Source organism: Cryobacterium sp. Y62, from assembly GCF_002929785.1.
Lineage (GTDB): Bacteria > Actinomycetota > Actinomycetes > Actinomycetales > Microbacteriaceae > Cryobacterium.
Window position 1 is genome coordinate 51,549 of the sequence record NZ_PJJK01000110.1, and the last position, 18,489, is coordinate 70,037.

At 62.1% G+C, this 18,489-nt stretch carries 13 protein-coding genes, 1 tRNA gene and 1 pseudogene; all 15 read right to left on the reverse strand.

Features of this window, described 5'->3' with window-relative positions; all coding sequences use genetic code 11:
- Nucleotides 1-166: 166 nt before the first annotated feature.
- Entirely contained in the window at nucleotides 167-910 is a 744-nt protein-coding gene (locus tag CXY71_RS11795) for a creatininase family protein (protein ID WP_104135801.1), read from the reverse strand.
- On the reverse strand, nucleotides 907-1,881 hold the full coding sequence (locus tag CXY71_RS11800; RefSeq protein ID WP_104135802.1) for an aldo/keto reductase: 975 nt from the start codon (nucleotides 1,879-1,881) through the stop codon (nucleotides 907-909). Before CXY71_RS11800 ends, CXY71_RS11795 begins: the two co-directional genes overlap by 4 nt.
- A gap of 5 nt (nucleotides 1,882-1,886) precedes the next feature.
- Complete coding sequence (locus tag CXY71_RS11805; protein WP_104135803.1) at nucleotides 1,887-3,269, reverse strand: cytochrome P450; 1,383 nt, start codon at nucleotides 3,267-3,269, stop codon at nucleotides 1,887-1,889.
- A 40-nt stretch (nucleotides 3,270-3,309) separates the two neighbouring features.
- The gene (locus tag CXY71_RS11810; RefSeq protein ID WP_104135804.1) at nucleotides 3,310-4,134 is read right to left on the reverse strand and encodes an SDR family NAD(P)-dependent oxidoreductase; all 825 of its coding nucleotides are present in this window, start codon (nucleotides 4,132-4,134) and stop codon (nucleotides 3,310-3,312) included.
- Nucleotides 4,135-4,250: 116 nt separating this feature from the next.
- On the reverse strand, nucleotides 4,251-5,114 hold the full coding sequence (locus CXY71_RS11815) for a sugar phosphate isomerase/epimerase (RefSeq protein WP_104135805.1): 864 nt from the start codon (nucleotides 5,112-5,114) through the stop codon (nucleotides 4,251-4,253).
- A 30-nt stretch (nucleotides 5,115-5,144) separates the two neighbouring features.
- Entirely contained in the window at nucleotides 5,145-6,170 is a 1,026-nt protein-coding gene (locus CXY71_RS11820) for a Gfo/Idh/MocA family protein (protein ID WP_104135838.1), read from the reverse strand.
- Nucleotides 6,171-6,216: 46 nt separating this feature from the next.
- A pseudogene (locus CXY71_RS11825) lies at nucleotides 6,217-7,132 on the reverse strand (sugar phosphate isomerase/epimerase family protein).
- Between the two features lie 2 nt (nucleotides 7,133-7,134).
- Nucleotides 7,135-9,042: a 3D-(3,5/4)-trihydroxycyclohexane-1,2-dione acylhydrolase (decyclizing) gene (iolD, locus tag CXY71_RS11830; protein ID WP_104135806.1), complete on the reverse strand. Its 1,908-nt coding sequence runs from the start codon at nucleotides 9,040-9,042 to the stop codon at nucleotides 7,135-7,137.
- Nucleotides 9,043-9,090: 48 nt separating this feature from the next.
- Nucleotides 9,091-9,996: a 5-deoxy-glucuronate isomerase gene (gene iolB, locus CXY71_RS11835; protein WP_104135807.1), complete on the reverse strand. Its 906-nt coding sequence runs from the start codon at nucleotides 9,994-9,996 to the stop codon at nucleotides 9,091-9,093.
- Nucleotides 9,997-9,998: 2 nt separating this feature from the next.
- A complete protein-coding gene (locus tag CXY71_RS11840; RefSeq protein WP_104135808.1) occupies nucleotides 9,999-11,510 on the reverse strand; it encodes a CoA-acylating methylmalonate-semialdehyde dehydrogenase in 1,512 nt (503 codons plus the stop codon).
- A gap of 37 nt (nucleotides 11,511-11,547) precedes the next feature.
- Complete coding sequence (locus CXY71_RS11845) at nucleotides 11,548-12,429, reverse strand: deoxyribose-phosphate aldolase (protein WP_104135809.1); 882 nt, start codon at nucleotides 12,427-12,429, stop codon at nucleotides 11,548-11,550.
- Nucleotides 12,426-13,388 (reverse strand): 5-dehydro-2-deoxygluconokinase, encoded by a 963-nt coding sequence (gene iolC, locus CXY71_RS11850; RefSeq protein WP_104135810.1) that lies wholly within the window; start codon nucleotides 13,386-13,388, stop codon nucleotides 12,426-12,428. Before iolC ends, CXY71_RS11845 begins: the two co-directional genes overlap by 4 nt.
- 265 nt (nucleotides 13,389-13,653) lie before the next feature.
- A tRNA-Met gene (locus CXY71_RS11855) sits at nucleotides 13,654-13,727 on the reverse strand.
- Nucleotides 13,728-14,244: 517 nt separating this feature from the next.
- Complete coding sequence (locus CXY71_RS11860; RefSeq protein WP_199184288.1) at nucleotides 14,245-17,178, reverse strand: UPF0182 family protein; 2,934 nt, start codon at nucleotides 17,176-17,178, stop codon at nucleotides 14,245-14,247.
- Between the two features lie 122 nt (nucleotides 17,179-17,300).
- Nucleotides 17,301-18,401: a PDZ domain-containing protein gene (locus CXY71_RS11865; RefSeq protein WP_104135811.1), complete on the reverse strand. Its 1,101-nt coding sequence runs from the start codon at nucleotides 18,399-18,401 to the stop codon at nucleotides 17,301-17,303.
- Nucleotides 18,402-18,489 lie beyond the last annotated feature (88 nt).

Genomic DNA, 18,489 nt, shown 5'->3' on the forward strand with positions numbered 1-18,489 from the left:
CCGTTAACGGTCGAGAGTTCACTCCTGTGCATACGTGCTGCCCCTTGCAGTGTTCGTAGGCTAAATAGAACTTTGTCAGGTCAACATAGCATGATTTATTAGCACGTGCTAGTGTTTGATGAAATCGCCGGTACAGAGCCGACGCGAATCGTGACAGTTGCACCCATCAAGCCGTGAGCTTGAGAACTTGACCACTGAGCCACCCGACCAGAAACTCGCGCAGAAGACCGCTGCTGGATAGATCCAGACGTCGCGGGTCCGGGCCAAAAATTCCCCACAACGGATGGGCGGAGTCATGCCGGTGCCGACCCTGATCGTCACCGGCCGGGTCAACTGCCGGATGCATGTCTGCGGGCGGCAGTCGGTCGAGGTGTACTAAATCGGGCCAGAACGAGTGCAGCAGAGTGGTTTCGAACACCCCGGCATGGTCGGGAGCGAGAGGCGCCTCGGTACACCGGTTGACACCGGTAGCCAAAACCCGCATGGTGTGAGTTCCCTGCGTGTTCCACTCGGCTGCCAGCCCGTCGATGAGATCGAGCTGTTCGTCGGGAAAATGACCGGTGAACAGAACAGTTTTCCGCACACCGAAATCAGACAATCGTTGCAGGGTGTGGTGCACGTTTGATCGGATTGCTGTAGCTGTTGGCATCATGATCGTCCACGGGTAGGCGGAATGCCCTCCTCCCGTGCCTTGGTACAGCGGAGGGAGGACCAGACCACCAGTCCGTTGAGCAGCGTCAATACACAGCCCGTGGGCCGTTAGAGCGTCCAGACCGACCGGCAGATGCGAACCATGAAATTCAATCGTCCCCAGCGGTAAATACACGATGGACGCAGCAGCCAAAGCTGCGTCAAGTTCGGCGGGCGAGAGGTACTCGACTTGAACTTGTCGAAGTTTCGCATCTCTCATTTGTAGTAGTTTCTGGGCCAGTTGTGCTCCGCAAGCTGGTCGAGCAGTTCCGGGGGGAACGCCTGGCCATCGGAGTACGAGGCGTTGCGCTCGACGTTTTTCTGCGTGCTCATGCCCGCGATCACGGTCGAGACGTCGGGTGAACTCAGGGTGTATCGCATAGCAGCCTCCGCCAGGGTGAGGTAATACGGCGCGCAGATCGCTTTCAACGCTTCGACGCGTTTCAAAGTTTCGGTGAACCGTTCACCGCGAAACATCTGGTGCTGCTGCGAGCCGACCTCCCACGAGTCATAGGTTGAGGGAGTCCACGCACCGCTGAGGGAGCCCGAGTCGAAGGCGACCCGGTCAATGAACGCGGTCTTCGTTCGCGCTCCTGCCCGAAATAAATTGGTCACTGGACGTTGTTCGAATAAGTTGAAAATGACCTGGATGGAGTCAACTAGTCCGAGATTCGCAAGATTCACTCCTTCATCGGGGCGGTAGTCGCGAATGGAAACCCCGATTTTGTCTATCTTGCCCTCAACCCGCAGGGCATTGAGGGTTTCCAGCCAATCCAGGTTGTTCAGTCCGTCGGTGACCCAGCAATGCAGTTGAAGGAGATCAAGCCGTTCAACGCCAAGCCGGGTCAACGCGAGCTCGACGCCGTTGCGCAGATGCCACTCGGGGTAGCGGCCACGCATCTTGGGGTTGTCTTCGTCGGCGTTCGGCCAGCGAGTTGGCTGAATTTTGGTGGCAACGTAGATGCGGTCCCCGTCCCAGCGGCGAAGAGATTCGCCGATCACTTCTTCGCTGTGGCCAGCTCCATAGAACTCAGCGGTGTCGACAAAGTTGATGCCAAGGGTGTACGCGGCCAGAAGGGTCGCAATCGACTCTTCATCGTCGACCTGGCCCCATTGGCCGCCGAGCTGCCATGCGCCGAAGGAGATCTCGCTAACATCCCATCCTGTTCTACCAAAAGAGCGATATTGCATGGGGTTTACCGTCCAATTCCTAGAGTGAAGTGCTGATGGACGACGCCGCTGCCGGGCGCGGCGAATTCGACAGGGAGAGCGGAGAATCCGCGCACCAACTGCTTCACCCAGCGTTCAGGGGAGCCGACAATGCGAATATCAGGTCCGGCCAGCAGCTCCTCGACCATGATTTTTGCTGCCATGCGAGCGAACGGCGCGCCCATACAAGCGTGAATACCTTCACCGAACGACATGATGCGGTTCTTCGGCGTGAACTCCCGACTGATGTCGAAAACGTCCGGATCTGGATACACGCGTTCGTCCCGGTTCGCTGACCCCTGCAAAAACATCACTCGGGAATCGGCCGGAATCGTGACCCCGGCGATCACGATCTGCTCCGTGGTTTGTCGCGACACATTTTGTCCCGGCGTTTCGTAACGTAAGGTCTCCTCAACAAACGCTGTGATCAACTCTGGGTGAGAGCGCAAATGTCCTTGCAGGCGCGGAAATTTATCCAAGACATAAACCAGGTTGGTGAGCAGGGCTGCCGGGGCATCGCTGGCGGCAGAGAGGAGGAGATGGGCTAAACCGTCCTGCTCAGCTTCAAGTACTTTCCCCTTCTGGGAGGCCAGCAAAATCTGGGTGTACGCATCGGAGCCAGTTGTCTCGGCGCCAGCCTCGATTGCGTCACGACGTTGGGCGAAACGACGCGCTAGAAGCTCTTCGGTTTCGCCATTCGCTACCGCCGCGTCAACCGGGATGCCGTACTTGCCCACCGTTCGTTCCATCGCCCGCCACAGGTGTTCCACGAACGCGGTGTTGTCCTCTGCCGGTGAGCCGAGCAAGGAGATACCCATACCAATGGACATGGGCAGGGCGAAATCGGTGGCAAAATCGCCGCCACCCTTGGCCTGCATGTCGGCGAGAAGGCTCTGCGTGAACGCACGAATGCCGTCTTCTTTGGCCAAGATTTCGCGGGCTGCAAAGGTACGGCGAATGGCCGCCCGCAAGTTCGTGTGGCGGGGAGGGTCTTCGGCGACGAGCATTCCGGCCCCATAGGAGTCGTGTGTTCCATCGATATCGTTCCCGAGACCGTTGACCAGCTGGACATTGTTGGCCAAGCCGGCACGAACGTCGTCGTATCGGGAGACAACATAAATTTCCCGGTCCCGATTGAAATACACGGGGGCGGCATCCCGCAGCCGCTTGTAGGTGTCGTAGGGGTAGTCATACACCGCGTAGGACAACGGGTCGTAATCCACCGTGAAATCCAACGGCCCAACACCGCCTTGTTTAGTGACCGTCTCTGTTTCCAGCGACCTGGCCGGATCATCAATTGCTTCAGAAAGACTGAGTTCGAGATGCGAACAGCCGGGCCTGGCGACTCGTAGCTGCGGATTTTCTGTCATGGCGCTCCTTCGCGACAATGTTGGGTGACGGCGTGATCAATCACACTTGGGTGAGAGGAACGCTGCGGTTGGCCAGCGAACCGTAGTCGGGAGGGCGTGGAGTCCCACTCGAAGCCGTCGTGCCGCCGTCGACGGGCAGTATGACACCCGTGATATAGGCGGCGTCGGGACTTGCCAGAAACAAGGCGGCCCTGGCGATGTCATTCGGTGTCGCGGGTCGTTCCAGTGCCAGACGGTCGCGCAGCGCTGACCAGAAAACCGAGTCATCCAGTCGTTCCTGCGTCTGCTGAGTCGATGTGAAAGCCGGCGCAATGGCGTTGACTCGCACACCGTCACGACCCAGATCGAGTGCCAGGCTTTGCACAAAGGCATTGACAGCTCCTTTCGTTGCGTTGTAGCCCACCTGTCGCCAGTCACCACCCATGCCGGCGATTGACGAGATCGCTGTGAACGACCCACGGGACTTGCGCAGCGCCGGTACAGCGGCTCGAGCCAGGTGGATCATTCCGTCAATGTTGATCGACCGCATTCGCTCCCACGATTCATTCGTGAGTTCGTCAATGGTTCCAGGCTCACACAGGCCGGCGTTGGCAATAACGGTATCCAGTCCGCCCCAGATCTCCGTGGCGGCGCGCACTGCCATTTCGACATCGGCGCGTACCGCCATGTCGCCCTCGATGATCAGGGAACAGTCGGAGGTGAAGTCCTTCACCGTCTCGCGGAGCGCCTCCGCGCGGCGACCCGCAACAGTTACTCGTGCGCCCTGTTCGAGAAATGCCCGCGCAATCGCGCGTCCAATCCCCGACCCCGCGCCGGTGACCAGAAGACGAGTTTCGTCATAGGGATACCTGGCCCACGCGATCATAATGCATCCGTTTTAAGATAGAGATTCATTTGGTAAAGCAATGGTTTCACCAGCGCGCGTGAAGGACATTTGCCATTCATGACTTCCTCGGATTCCCTTTAAACCGGCGCATGCATCTAGGCGATCGAATCCGTCATCACTTCGCGCTGGTAGATAGCGGTCGCGGCGGCGGTTTCGTCCTCGGCGAAGACACTTGAGACCATGACCGTGTCTGCACGGTCGAGGAATCCAATTTCCTTCAGTCCACCGAAGAATTCGCTCCAGTTCACGTCGCCGTCGCCGATTTTCAGGTGTTGGTGCACCCGCACGGCATTGCCGGGCGGATTGGTGATGTAGCGCAGGCTGTGCGACGCCGTGTGATCCATGGTGTCGGAGACATGCACCAGGCCGAGCTTATCGCCGGCGGCGCGCATGATTTCGAGTGGGCTATTGCCGTAGTGAAACGTGTGCGAGGCCACGTAGACAAACCCGAAGTTTTTCGAGTTGATGCCGCGAATCACGCGCAGCGCGGCAAGGCCGTCTTCGACGAAATCATCGGGATGCGGATCGATCAGTACCCGGATCCCTTCCTTCTCGATCGTCGGAACGAGCTCCTCCATCGAGCGATAGAAGGCCCGCTCCGACTGTTCCGCCAGTTCAGGCCGACCGTTGAACTCGGTGTTCATTGTGTCGACCCCGAGTTCGACCGTGATCTCGATGGCGCGTTTCCAGTAACGCACCGCCGCTTCCCTGGCATCTTCGTCGGGACCCGACCACCGCAAGACCGGCAGAACGGATGCCACGCCCACTCCGACATCCGTGCACGCCTTTTTGAACGCCTGAACAAGGTCGTCGTCCGCCTTCGGATGGTTGAAGAACGGGATGAAGTCAGCGTGCGGCGTCAGCTGCAGCCACTCATAGCCGAGGTCAGCCGCGAGACGGGGAAACTCCAGCAGGGAGTGCGAGTGGTGGAACGGGGTGGGGTCGAGTGCGATCTTCACGGTGGCCTTTCGAAAACGGGTAGGTGAAGGCTAGTTGTAGAAGGCGGGTCGCTCGACGTACACAACGTCGACCAGTTCGCTCGTAGTCAGGGCTGTCACGCCGGCCGCGCAGGCTGCGGAGGCGAGGTAGCCGTCCCAGGCGCTCGGTCCGTCGATCTCGCCGCGTTTGGTGGCGTTTACCCAGCGCTGGATCTGGTTGTCGTAGGCGGCGGCGAACCGGGTTTTGAAGCTCGCGTTCTCGACTCCACCGTAACGGCCGTCCTGCCACAGGGTCATTCCGGCGGTGCGGCCGATCTCGGCGATTCCCTTTTGGAAGACGGCCTCGGTCTTTACTTGGTAGCCGAATTGCACGCTGACGTTCATCTCGACATTGGCCAGCACACCGCTCTCCGTGTACAGCAGCACGAAGATTGGTTCGTTGAGGTGATCGGGCGAGAGCGTGTTGCGCTTGCCGTGCTTGACCTCGATCGCGACAATCGGCGAGTCGGTGAGAAAGCGCACCACGTCGATCTCATGCACGACGGAGTCTTCGATGAGCATGCTGTTGGTGTAAGAGTCGGGCACCATCCCGTTGCGGTGAGCGCAGTTGAGAGCCAGCAGCTCCCCCGCCGTGCCGGCGACGATCAAGTCGCGCAGCTCAATGTACTCCGCGTCGAACCGACGCATGAAGCCCACCTGGATCAGCTTGTGACCAACTACAGCACCGGCCGCCTGCTCCGCTTCGAGGATGCGCAGTGATGCCTCCGGAGTTGGCGTCAGCGGCTTCTCGCACAGAATCGGGATGCCCGCCGCGAGGGCGGGAAAAAGGACCGGCTCGTGAAACTGGCCCGGGGTGGCGATCAGTACGGCATCGACGACACCGGCAGCGAGGGCGTCTTCCAGCTTTGTGAAGTGCATAGCACCGGGAGCGTGCGCGAGGGCGGCCTGAGCTCGACTCTCATCGGGTTCGACGATAACGCTGACGCGAGCGCCGGCGATACGCTCGGTGATGCGGATGACGTGGTCGGCCCCCATAAGGCCGGCACCGACGACGGCAATTTTCAGATCAGGCATGATTTTTCCTTCGAAACGTTTGGGTGGGCATAGAACGGATACTGCGGGGCTAGCGGATGCGCGCGGCCCGGGTGCAGCTGAAGATGTGCTCACGAGTGCGCTGGGCGATCGGGAACGGAAAGTCGATGGCGCAGCCGTACATGTCCTGCTCGATGATGGCGAACATCTCGGGGTTGATTTCGGCAGCTTTTTCAATGATCGGTGCCAGCTCCGGCACGCCCTCGAAGCCCGGTTCCGTCATGACTCCCAGCGCCACGGCCTCGACGAACGGCAGGTCGTTTTTTAGCACATCGGCCAAGATGTTGGGTTCTACCTGCTTGAGGTGCAGGTAGCCGATGCGATCCGGGTAGGCCGTCATGAGCTTGACGTTGTCACCGAGGTAGTACGCGAAGTGTCCGGTGTCGAGACACAGGTTGGTGAAGGCCTGGTCGGTCTCCTGAAGAAAGCGTTCGACCTCGCGGTAGGTGCCAACGTGGCTGTCCGCGTGCGAGTGGAACTGCTGCTTGATTCCATACTGCTTCAAGCAGGGCCTGGCCGAGCTTGTCGTGGCCGGCGGAGAGCTTCTTCCACTGGTCGCTATCGAGGTTTCGCGATTCGAGCACCTCGGCCGTGGCATCGGAACGCCACAGGTCCGGAATCACAACGAGGTGTTCGACGCCCAGCTGCGAGACCAGCCCGGCAACGTCGAGCGCCTGGTCCCAGGCCCGCTTCCATTGGTCTTCACCCTTGTGAAAACCGGTGAAGACGGTTCCAGCCGACAGCTTCAAATCTCTCTTAGCCAGCTCATCGGCGAGCTGCGCCGGATCGGTGGGGAGGTAGCCGAACGGGCCGAGTTCCAGCCAGTGGTAGCCGGCCGCCTGCACCTCATCGAGAAAGCGTTCCCACGGAATCTGCTTCGGGTCGTTCGGAAACCATACGCCCCACGAGTCGGGAGCGGTGCCGATGCGAATCTGGGATTCCGACATGACTAGTTGTTCCTTTCGAGGGCGCCGTTGCCGAGGAGCGGCTTCTGGCGGGACCGGTGGGCAAGATATTCGGTGCGGGCCTGCTGCGTACTTGGCAGGGAGGAGACGGCGGCGACGGGTACGTCCCACCAGCCTTCGCCATCGGGTGCATAAAGCCTGGGGTCGTTGTTGATGTGGATCATGGTGGCGCGGGTCGAAGCCTTGGCGGTCTTCATCGCGGCTGAGAGATCGGCGATCGCGTTGGCACTGGGTTCGATGGAAATAACGTCCAGGCCGTAGCTGGCGGCGTTCGCGGCCAGGTCGATCGGCAGAATCTCACCCTGCTCGAAGTTGTTACCCGCCTTGTCCTGATAGCGATAGAGGGTTCCGTAGCGTTGCGATCCGACGTCCTCGCTGAGGTGTCCGATCGAGGCGTAGCCGTGGTTCTGGATCAGCACGATGATGAACTTGATGCCCTCGGCAACAGCCGAGACGATCTCGGAGTGCATCATGAGATATGACCCGTCGCCGACCATCACGATGGAATCGCGGGTCGTGTCGGCCCGAGCCACCCCGATGCCGCCGGCGATCTCGTAGCCCATACAGGAGAAGGCATATTCCACGTGGTAACCGAGGTCGTCGCGCACGCGCCACAGCTTGTGCAGGTCCCCCGGAAGCGAGCCGGCCGCACAGACGACGACGTCGCGGGGGTCGGAGGCCTGCTGTACGGCACCGATGATCTCCGACTGACTCGGAAGGGACCGACGGCGGTCCACGAAGGACTCGTCGACAGCAGTATCCCAGGTGACCTTCTGGCGCGTGTAGTCCGACTCGAAGTCGGCCGAAACATGGAAGCCCGTCAGGGCTGAAGTGAGCTCGAGCAGCGACTCGCGGGCATCCGCTACAACCGGAATGGCGCTGCCGTGCTTGAACGCGTCGAAGGAGGCAATGTTGATGTTGATGAAGCGCACGTTGGCGTTCTGAAAGGCCGTGCGGCTCGCGGCGGTGAAATCGCTGTAGCGTGTACCGATACCGATGATCAGATCAGCCTGGGCGGCAGCGCGGTTGGCGGCGGTGGTTCCGGTAGCTCCGACCGAACCGAGGTTCTGGGCGTGGTCCCAGCTGAGCGAACCGACGCCTGCCTGCGACATGCCCACCGGAATACCGGTATCTTCAACGAATTCGCGCAGGGCCGCGGTGGCATCGGAGTAGATCACGCCGCCGCCAGCGACGATCATCGGGCGCTGGGCCCGGGAAATCGCGCGGGCGACCTCGGCGATGACGCCGCGGTCGGGGCGGGGGCGACGGATATGCCATTCGCGGTCGGCGAGAAATTCCGCCGGCACGTCAACGGCCTCGGCTTGCACGTCTTCCGGCAGGGAAATAGTCACGGCGCCGGTCTCGACCGGATCGGTGAGTACTCGCAGGGCGCCGAGGGCGGCCGAGAACAGCTGCTCGGGGCGATTCACCCGGTCGAAGAAGCGCGAGAGCGGCTTGAAGGCGTCGTTGACGCTCATGCTCGCATCGTGCGGAAGCTCGAGCTGCTGCAGCACCGGGTCGGAGACGCGGGTGGCAAAGGTGTCGGAGGGCAGCAGAAGGACGGGGAGGCGGTTGGTCGTCGCGACGGCTGCACCGGTCAGCATGTTAGTAGCACCGGGGCCGACGGATGCCGCGCAGGCGAAGGTGGACCGGCGACGGGTCATGCGCGAGTAGGCGATGGATTCGTGCACCATTCCCTGCTCGTTGCGCGCCTGGTGATACGGCATCAGGGTGGGGTCTTCAACCGAGAGCTGCTTGAGGGCCTGGCCGATTCCGGCGACGTTTCCGTGGCCGAAGATGCCGAATGTGCCTACGATCGTGCGCTCACGCACCTCGCCATCGACCGTGTACTGGTGGGCCAGAAACTCGATGAGTGCCTGGCTGACTGTCATGCGACGGGTAGTCACTACGCTGTGTCCTTTCGGGGTGCTGCGGTGAAGTTAAGAAGTGTACGGAAGTCGGGAATCGAATTCCTGACCCACCCAGGTATCCCGGATCCAGCCGTGCGCCGGATCATCGCTGATGCGCCACGAACGGTCGGGATCCGGCCCGGCCATCACGTTGAGGTAGTAGAGGTCGTAGCCGGGGGCTGCGACGCAGGGGCCATGCCAGCCGAAGGGCACCAGCGCGACATCGCCGGTGTGCACCTCCGCCATAATGTCGATCGTGCCAGCCTCGGATGAGTAGGTACGCATCAGGCCGAACGGGCTCGCCGTGTCCGGCACGGGCTGGCCGCGCGTGACGCTGCTTTCGAAGTAGTAGATCTCCTCGAGCTTCGACTCCACACCGTCCCGGTATTCGTCGTGCTTGTGCGGCGGGTAACTCGACCAGTTCTCGGCCGGGGTGATCACTTCACACACGATCAACCGGTCGGCCGCGAGGCTCGCCGGCGTGCCGAAGTTGTGTACCTGGCGGCTCGAGCGCCCCGCCCCGCGCAGCTCGATTGGGACATCCGCTATCGGAATGTAGGCCACCGGAAACGCCTGGTCGGTCGGCGCCTCGGCCACCGCCACCCGGCCGGCACCCTCGATCGAGAGCGCGGTGCCGGTGGGCAGGTAAAGCGTGTCGGTGGGTCCGTGAAAAACGGATGCTCGCCCCGCGAGCACCTGCACGCGCGCCTCGGTCTCTCCCACGAGCGTGTAGCGCACCGTGAACGATCCGCTCAGGGGAACCACGATGCGTTCGACCGCTTCTGCGGCGAGTAACACGGAGTCTTCCACCTCGAGGGCCGCGACGCGGATGCCGGTATAGCGCCATCCACTGATAGCCCGGTCGACGACGGTTTCCCAGCCGTCGCGTTCGAGGGAGCCCCGCGCGTAGAACCAGTCTGCGGATGGCGTTGTCATCGTTAGTTGTTCTCGGGGAAGCCGAGGTTGATGCCGCCGTGGCTCGGGTCGAGCCAACGACTGGTGATGGCCTTGCCGCGCGTGAAGAAGTGCACACCCTCGACGCCGTGCGCCTTGGTGTCGCCGAACAGAGAGTTCTTCCAGCCGCCGAAGGAGAAGTACGACACAGGCACCGGGATCGGTACGTTGATGCCGATCATGCCCACCTCGATCTCGTTCTGAAAACGGCGAGCCGCGCCGCCGTCGTTGGTGAAGATGGCGGTTCCGTTGCCGAAGGCACCGGAGTTGATCAGGTCGACGCCCTCCTCGAAGCTCGCCACCCGTACCACCGAAAGTACCGGTCCGAAGATCTCTTCGGTGTATGCCTTCGACGTCACCGGCAGTGCATCGATCAGGGTCGGGCCGAGCCAGAACCCGTTCGGGTCGCCGTCCACCTCGATGCCGCGGCCGTCGACGACGATATTGGCACCGTCATCCTTGGCGATGTCGATGTAGCTCGCGACCTTGTCGCGGTGTACCTCGGTCACGAGCGGACCCATGTCGCAGGAGCGACGGCCGTCGCCTACGGTCAGGGTGTTCATGCGGGTGACGATCTTTTCGATCAGCACGTCGGCAACGGGTTCAACGGCGACGATCACGCTGATGGCCATGCAGCGCTCCCCCGCACTGCCGAAACCCGCGTTGATGGCGGAGTCGGCGACGAGGTCAAGGTCGGCGTCGGGCAGTACGAGCATGTGGTTCTTGGCTCCGCCGAGGGCTTGGATGCGCTTGCCGTGGCGGGTGCCGGTCTCGTAGACGTACTGGGCGATCGGGGTCGAGCCCACGAAGGAGATGGCCCTCACGTCGGGGTGCTCAAGCAGGCCGTCAACTGATTCTTTATCACCCTGCAGCACGGTGAAGACGCCGTCGGGGAGGCCGGCTTCCTGGAGCAGCTTGGCCATCCAGATGGCCGCGCTCGGGTCTTTCTCGCTCGGCTTGAGGATCACCGAGTTACCGGCCGCGAGAGCGAGCGGAAAGAACCACATGGGCACCATGGCCGGAAAGTTGAACGGGCTGATCACAGCGACGACGCCGAGCGCCTGGCGGGTAGAGTACACGTCGACGCCGGTGGAGACGTTTTCGGAGTAGTCGCCCTTGAGCAGGTGCGGAATGCCGCAAGCAAATTCCACGACTTCCTGGCCGCGGGAGATCTCACCGAGCGCGTCGGAGAGTACCTTGCCGTGCTCGCTCGTGATGATCTCGGCCAGCTCGCCCTTGCGGGCGTTCAGCAGTTCGCGAAAGCTGAACAGAACCTGCTGGCGCTTGGCCATGGACAGGTCGCGCCAGGCTGGGAAGGCAGCCTTGGCGCTGGCGATGGCGGTCGCTATTTCGGCTTGGTCAGCGAGCGACACAGTCTTGCTCACCGTTCCCAGGGCTGGATCAAAGACCGGCGCAATACGGCCGGAGGTTCCCGGCTGTTCCTTTCCGTCGATCCAGTGCGGGGCGGTGGCTAAATCCGTGGCTGTTGCGGGCATGGTTGCTTTCCTTGTGTACGAGAGTGGATGAGAGTTCTTAGGCGCCGTGCACGAGTTCGGCGGCGGTATCGATGGCTGTTTGGACGTTGCCGTCGCTCGGGTAGAGCAGGCTGCGGCCCACGACGAGGCCGCGCACGCCGGGAAGCTCGAGGGCGTTGCGCCAGGATTCGAAGGTTTCGGTCTGATCGCCGACCGGGTCACCGCCAAGGAGCAGGGTCGGCAGGGTGGTCGCCGCCATGACGCGAGCCATGTCGGCAACGACCGGCAGCTTCAGCCACGAGTAGGCACTGGAGTTGCCCAAGCCCTCGGCGATGGCGATCGAGAGGATGACGGCATCCGCCGTGAGGTCGTTCTTGACGCGACCGTCGACCCAGGAGCTCATGAACGGCTCCAGCATAATCGGGATGCCGGCCGCAGCCGCTTCGCTCACGGCCAGCGCTGTGGCCTCGAGGGTAGCGAGCGAGCCGGCATCTTCGAGGTTGATGCGCACGAGATTCTTGGCGAAGTCGAGACGGTCGCGCTTGATTTTGTCGATGTCGTAGGCGGTGTAGCGATCGTCCATCTCGAAGGAGGAGCCCCAGAGCCCGCCACGGTTCATCGACCCGACCACGACCTTGTCGTCGAGCAGCCCGAGCAGGGCCAGGTCGTCGATGATGTCGGGGGTGCCCAGCACGCCGTCGACGCCCGGGCGGCGCAGAGCTGTCGCTAGGCTCTCGAGCAGGGCGTAGCGGTTGGCCATGGCGTTGGCGTCCTTGCGCACGCCCAGGGCGCCACGAGCGCGGTGGTCGGCGGCCACGATGAACAGCCGGCCATCACCACGAATCAGCTCACGCCGGGTACGGCCGGCCAGAATCTCACCGATGCGCTCGGGGTGCGCCGCACGGGCGTCGCGCAGCGCGTCGAAGTCAAGCCTGGTCATGCCGGCAGTCCCTTCATTATCTCTTCAACCTCACTGGTTGTGGGCATGGCAGTGGAGCATTCGCGGCGGCCGGCGACGATGGCGCCGGCCACGTTGGCGAATTGCAGGATACGGCGGAGCGGCCAGTCCTGTAGCAGGCCGTAGCAAAGCGCCCCGCCGAAGCTGTCGCCGGCGCCGAGGCCGTTGACCACGTCGACGAAGTACGGCGGTACCTCGACGGTTTCGGTGCGAGTTTTTGCGAGCACGCCCTTAGGCCCCTGCTTGACGATGGCCAGTTCGATGCCACGCTCCAACAGCGCGTCGGCGGCGCGCAGCGGGTCGGTCTCGCCAACGGCGACTTCGCACTCCTCTTTGTTGCCGACAGCGACCGTGACGTGGCCGAGGGCCAGGGCTACCTGGGCGCTCGCCTCTGCGGGCGAGGCCCAGAACATGGGCAGATAGTCTAGATCGAGAATAGTCAGCGGGCTGCGTCCCCGGGCTTCCCAGGCTGCGAAATGAGCGGATCGGCTGGGCTCTTCGCTGAGACCGGTCACGGTCGACCAGTAGATGCGGGCATTCGCGATGGCGGTCAGGTCGAGCTCGTCGGCATGAATGACCAGATCGGGCGCTTTGGGCGCTCGATAGAAGTACAGGGGAAAGTCGTCGGGCGGAAAGATCTCGCAGAACACTACGGGGGTGTTGAGGTTGGCAACCCCAGAGACGAATTCGTCGCTGACGCCCAGGCGCACGAGCTCTTGGTGCACGTAGTTGCCGAAGGGGTCGTTACCGGTGCGGGTGATTACCGCCGAGTTCAATCCGTGGCGTGCGACGGCGACGGCGACGTTGGTCGCGCTGCCACCGAGATACTTGCCGAACGTTGACACGTCTTCGAGGCCGACACCATCCTGCAACGGATAAATATCAACGCCGACGCGACCTATGGTCAGCACATCGTGGGGGGTTCGCGGTGAAGTCGTCATACGTCGATGTACAACTTTCTGTACTAGTAGTGGTCGGCTTATCGCCGTTCCTCCACAGTAGCGCCCTCTGCGCTTAATGTCATGACATATTTACAATTAGATATTTCAGAGCGGATGCGGGATGGCCGGGTCGCCCTGATTTCGCGCGTCGGTCAATGGCGATCTAGACCGGCTCGATCAGCGGGAGGGCGGTGGGCGCCTTGTACAGACGTAGCCACAGCGGGTACAAAAAAACCCCCGAAACCAAGGGTTTCGGGGGCATTCGTTGCGGGGGCAGGATTTGAACCTACGACCTCTGGGTTATGAGCCCAGCGAGCTACCGAACTGCTCCACCCCGCGCTACAAATACAAATTTAGCACACCCCGAAAGCCCGGTCGACCACATTGGGTTGATATCACCCATTGAGCACCGAATTACGCTTCTCTTCTGGTATCAAACACCCGCGACCACAATGGCCGCAAGCCCCCTTTGGCAACGGTTGGCAATGGAGCTCAGCGGGCCCTCTGTGCACCGCGCCAATAACCGTCCACCCCCACCTCGCTTCTCGGGTGCGGACCGAACCACGCGCGAGCACCAGAGTAAGCCGGCAGCACCGCCACACGATCGCGGCGTAGAAGAAAAATCAATCAGATTGTCTCAATAACTTGACAGGCGCACTCCCTGGTAATGAACATTCGCGCGGCCAACTTCGAGGTCGACACCCCGTTGATTTTTCGCCATCGTTGAACGCCATCGTTGAATAATTGCAATCTGGCCGATTTAGGGCCCTGCAGCTACAGGATGGTTGGAGTCCGGAAATGCCGCAAGCCCTCACCCGAGAGAGTGAGGGCTTGCGGCAGTCGTCGTGCGGTCGGGCTACTCGCCAAGCAGGGCGAGCATGCTCGCGATCGTGTCTTCGAGCTTCGCGTCGGCGGTGCCGTAGTCGGCGAAGTTACCATCGGCGAGTGCGGCTGCCTTCTCCGCGAGCGCCGTCTTGGCGACGGCGAGCAGGGACTTGAGCTCGGCATCCGTTGCGGCATCACCGGTCGAACCGGCCGGTACGTCGGTGCTGCCATCGGTTGACCCGTCGGTGCTCGGGTCGGCCGGGCCGCCATTGTTCGTGGTGGCATCCTCGGGCACATCGGTGTCGCCGGCCGTGGCACCCGAGTCACCACCGAACAGCACGTCGAGGGCGCCGTCAAGGGTGTCCTCGAACGCGATCTGGTCACCGAAGGCGACGAGCACCTTTTGCAGCAGTGGGTAGCTGGTCTCACCGGTGGACTGCACGTAGACCGGCTGCACGTAGAGCAGTCCGCCACCGACCGGCAGGGTCAGCAGGTTACCGTTCAGCACGGTCGATGAGCCCTGTCGCAGCAGGTTGAGTTCGGTGGAGACCGTCGGGTCAGCGTTGAACACGTTCTGCACCTGGCCGGGGCCAGGAACGGTACCGTCCTTGGGCAGGTTCAGCAGCCTGAGCTGACCGTACCCGTCGGCGCGCACCCCGTCTTCCGCTCCTGCGTCGGCGTCTACGGCGAGATAGCCATAAAGCACGTTTCGGCTGGATTCGCCGGTTGCTTCCGGCTGGAAGGTCGTGTACAGCGAGAACGACGGTTTATCCGACCCCGGTACCTGCATGGTGAGGTAGTACGGCGGCTGCAGGGTCGGGTCGGTGGCGGGCGAGTCCGGGTCGTTGGGCGAGATCCAGGCGTCGTCCTTGGAGTAGAAGGAACCCGGGTCGGTCACGTGATACTGACCGAGAATGGAGCGCTGCACCTTGAACAGGTCGGCCGGGTAGCGCACGTGGCTCATCAGGTCGCCGCTCATCTCGCTCATGGGTTTGAGTGACGACGGAAAGATCTTCTGCCAGGTCTGCAGCAGCGGGTCCTCGTCGTCCCAAGCGTAGAGGGTGACCTCGCCGCTGTAGGCGTCGACGGTGGCCTTGACCGAGTTGCGCATGTAGTTGATGCTGTCGAGCGCATACGGCTGCGCCGGTGTCTGCGTATCGGCGATGGCCTCACTCAGGCTGACCGGGGTGGAGTACGGGTAGTCCGCCGAAGTGGTGTAGCCGTCAACGATCCACATGACCCGATTGTCAACGACGGAAGGATAGGCCTCGGAGTCGAGCGTCAGGTACGGCGCGACTTTCTGCACGCGGGTGACCGGGTCGCGGTCGTAGAGAATCTCCGACTTGTCGTTGACCGAGGCGGCCAGGAAGATCTGCTCCGACTGGAATTTCAGGGCGTAGATGAGTTTCTTGAACGCGTTGTCCAGTTTCGGCCCACCGTCTCCCGAGAACGTTGTGTAGGTCTGGCCAGCACCCTCTTCACCCGACGGATAGTCGAGCTCGATCGGATTGGCCCCCTCTTCGTCACCGACGATGGAATATTCGGGTGAAGTCTCGCCGAAGTAGATCCGCGGTTCGAAGTCGCCGAGCGCGCCGCTGGTGGGAATGCCGGATTCGAGGAACACCGGCTGTCCGTCGACCGAACGCTGGTTGCCGTAGGCGGCCACCATTCCGTAGCCGTGGGTGTAGACGGTCTTCGAGTTGACCCAGGTGTTACCGGTGTTCAGTCCGTCGATGTTGAGGTCACGCACGGCGACGACGGCATCCTGCGACACGCCGTCGATCACGTAGCGGTCAACATCGAGGTTGTCGGGGAACTGGTAGTACTGGCGGAACTGTTCTAATTGACGGTACGAGTCGCTGACCAGGGCCGGGTCGAGAATACGAATGTTGGCGGTGGTCGCGGCGTCGGCGCGCAGAGCGCCCGGCTCGGCGGTGGTCGTCGCGTTGTACGGGATCTCTTCGATGTCTGCGACATCGTAGGCATCCCGCGTGAGGTCGATATTTCGCTCGATATACGGTTCCTCGAGTGCCTTCGCGCTCGGCTCCACTTGGAAGCGCTCTACCACCCAGGGGTAGAGCGATCCGATCAGCAGGCTGGACACGATCAAAAGCGCGGTACCAATGACCGGCAGGCGCCAGCGGCCGATGATGGCCGTGAGAATGAAGAGCAGAGCGACGACGGCGGCGATGCCGGCGAGGATCGCTCGGCCGGGAATAGTCGCGTTGACGTCGGTATAACCGGCACCGGTGATCAGTGCGTTGTTGTTGGTCAGGGTGGAGTACTGGTCGAACCAGATACTCACGGCCTGCAGCAGCAGGTAGATGGCGGCCGTGACAGCAATCTGCACGCGCGCGGCCTTAGAGATGAGCACCTCACGCCCGGACACCCGAATGGACCCGTACAGGTAGCTGGTCGCGACCGAAACGAGCGCCGAAATCAGCACCACAGCCGATGCGAAGGCGAGCACGGACTGGTAAAACGGCAGGTCCATCAGATAAAAGGAGATGTCGAAGTTGAACTGCGGGTCAACCCGCCCGGTTTCGGTGCGGTTGAGCCACATCAGCACGGTCTGCCAGCGGGTGGCAGCGGCCACACCGGCAAACAGCCCGAGGAGGGCCGGAATGCCGTACATCGCGAGGCGACGCAGCGGCTCGATGACCTGCTGGTAGCGATCAAGTTGCGAGTTGAGCTTCGCGTAGACCGGGCGCAGGCGGTAGGCCAGCTGAATACTCACCCAGACCGGAACGGCCATCGCGACGAAGCCGATCAAGAACAGAACGGTACCGGCGATCCATTGGGTGGTCAGCACGTTGACGAACCCCAGCTGGTCGAACCACAGCACATCGGTATACAGTCCGGCGAAGATAAAGAACAGGATCACCAACCCCGCGATAATGGCTGCGGTAATTGCTAGCGGGGCTCGACTACGCCGTGGGGCGTTGTCGGCTGATGATGAAGTCACGAATTGGCCTCTTGCGCTCAGTTATTAGATACAGGGTGATCACTTGCTGCGTGATCAGGGTTTGCCACCATCATACTTTGGCGGCCCTGAGAGAGTCATCACTACTGCGCGTTGGCCGAGGCTCAACTGGCCGGGCAGCTCGGCAGGTCGCTCGTGTCGGCGCCGGTCTTGATCGCGTCGAGGGCGTTGAGCGCTTCGTCGAGGGTGGCGACCGAGAACACGGTCAGGCCGTCGGGGATATTGCCGGTTACCTCGTCACAATTCTCCGCGGGGGCGAGAAACCAGGTCGCGCCGCTCTCGAGCGCGCCATAGAGCTTTTGCTGGATGCCGCCGATCGGGCCGATGGCGCCGGACTGGTCGATGGTTCCGGTGCCGGCGACGTTCTCGCCGCCCTGCAGCTCGCCTGGAGTGAGCTTGTCGATGATGCCGAGGGCAAACATCATGCCGGCGCTCGGGCCACCGACCTTGTCGAGCTGAATCTGAACCTCGAACGGAAAATCGTAGGCGACCGACACGTTGATGCCGGCCACGATCGTGCCGTCGTTGTCGATCGGAGTGACCTCGACGGTCCGCGCGACGCCGCCCCGCACAACGTCGACGCTCGCAGCGGCCTCGGCGCCGTTGACCTGTAACGCGGCACGCAGTTCGGCGACGTTGGCCACCGGGGTACCGTTCACTGCGGTCACTTTATCGTCGGGTTCGATCAATCCCGCGGCCGCAGAACCTTCGGGCAGGCTCACCACAGACACCGTCGTGGGGTAGTCGTAGCCGAGATGAGTGAGTGCGGCGGCGATGGCATCCTGTTGGGAATTGATCATGTCGGCGCTGCTGCGAGCGTCGCGCTGCTCGGTGCTGACATTGTCGGGAAAAACCTGGTTAATGGGGAGTACTGCCTCGCTCGGGTCGAGCCAGGCGCCGGCCACGGCGAGCCAGCTCGGGCGGTCTTCCCTGTTGCCGAACAGCGACACGGTGAGCAGATCGAGGGTTCCGCCGGTCGGGTAGACGGTCTCGTCGGGGATGGTGATGAGAGCGGTTTCGACGTCATCGTAGGTGGCGGTGCCGAGGGTGTTGAACACTGGACCCGGCTTCTCGATGACGTACGGCGCCGGCATGATGCCTAGAATCACTCCGGCGACGAGGGCGATCAGCAGCGCCGTCCAGCCGAAGGACGGGCCGGAGCGCCGGGCACGTCGAGGTGCCGATGCATCGGTGAATAGCGCCATCGTGATCCTTTGAGTGTTGATTTGTGCGAGGTTGCTGGTCGTGTTCGCGACGGGCGCACAGCAAGCCCTACAGCCTAGGATGTTTCCC

Excerpts from the sequence above, each read along its gene's own strand:
- CXY71_RS11795 (WP_104135801.1), bottom strand. The coding sequence starts at position 910 with ATGAGAGATGCGAAACTTCGACAAGTTCAAGTCGAGTACCTCTCGCCC.
- CXY71_RS11800 (WP_104135802.1), bottom strand. The coding sequence starts at position 1,881 with ATGCAATATCGCTCTTTTGGTAGAACAGGATGGGATGTTAGCGAGATC.
- CXY71_RS11805 (WP_104135803.1), bottom strand. The coding sequence starts at position 3,269 with ATGACAGAAAATCCGCAGCTACGAGTCGCCAGGCCCGGCTGTTCGCAT.
- CXY71_RS11810 (WP_104135804.1), bottom strand. The coding sequence starts at position 4,134 with ATGATCGCGTGGGCCAGGTATCCCTATGACGAAACTCGTCTTCTGGTC.
- iolD (WP_104135806.1), bottom strand. The coding sequence starts at position 9,042 with ATGACAGTCAGCCAGGCACTCATCGAGTTTCTGGCCCACCAGTACACG.
- iolB (WP_104135807.1), bottom strand. The coding sequence starts at position 9,996 with ATGACAACGCCATCCGCAGACTGGTTCTACGCGCGGGGCTCCCTCGAA.
- CXY71_RS11840 (WP_104135808.1), bottom strand. The coding sequence starts at position 11,510 with ATGCCCGCAACAGCCACGGATTTAGCCACCGCCCCGCACTGGATCGAC.
- CXY71_RS11845 (WP_104135809.1), bottom strand. The coding sequence starts at position 12,429 with ATGACCAGGCTTGACTTCGACGCGCTGCGCGACGCCCGTGCGGCGCAC.
- iolC (WP_104135810.1), bottom strand. The coding sequence starts at position 13,388 with ATGACGACTTCACCGCGAACCCCCCACGATGTGCTGACCATAGGTCGC.
- CXY71_RS11865 (WP_104135811.1), bottom strand. The coding sequence starts at position 18,401 with ATGGCGCTATTCACCGATGCATCGGCACCTCGACGTGCCCGGCGCTCC.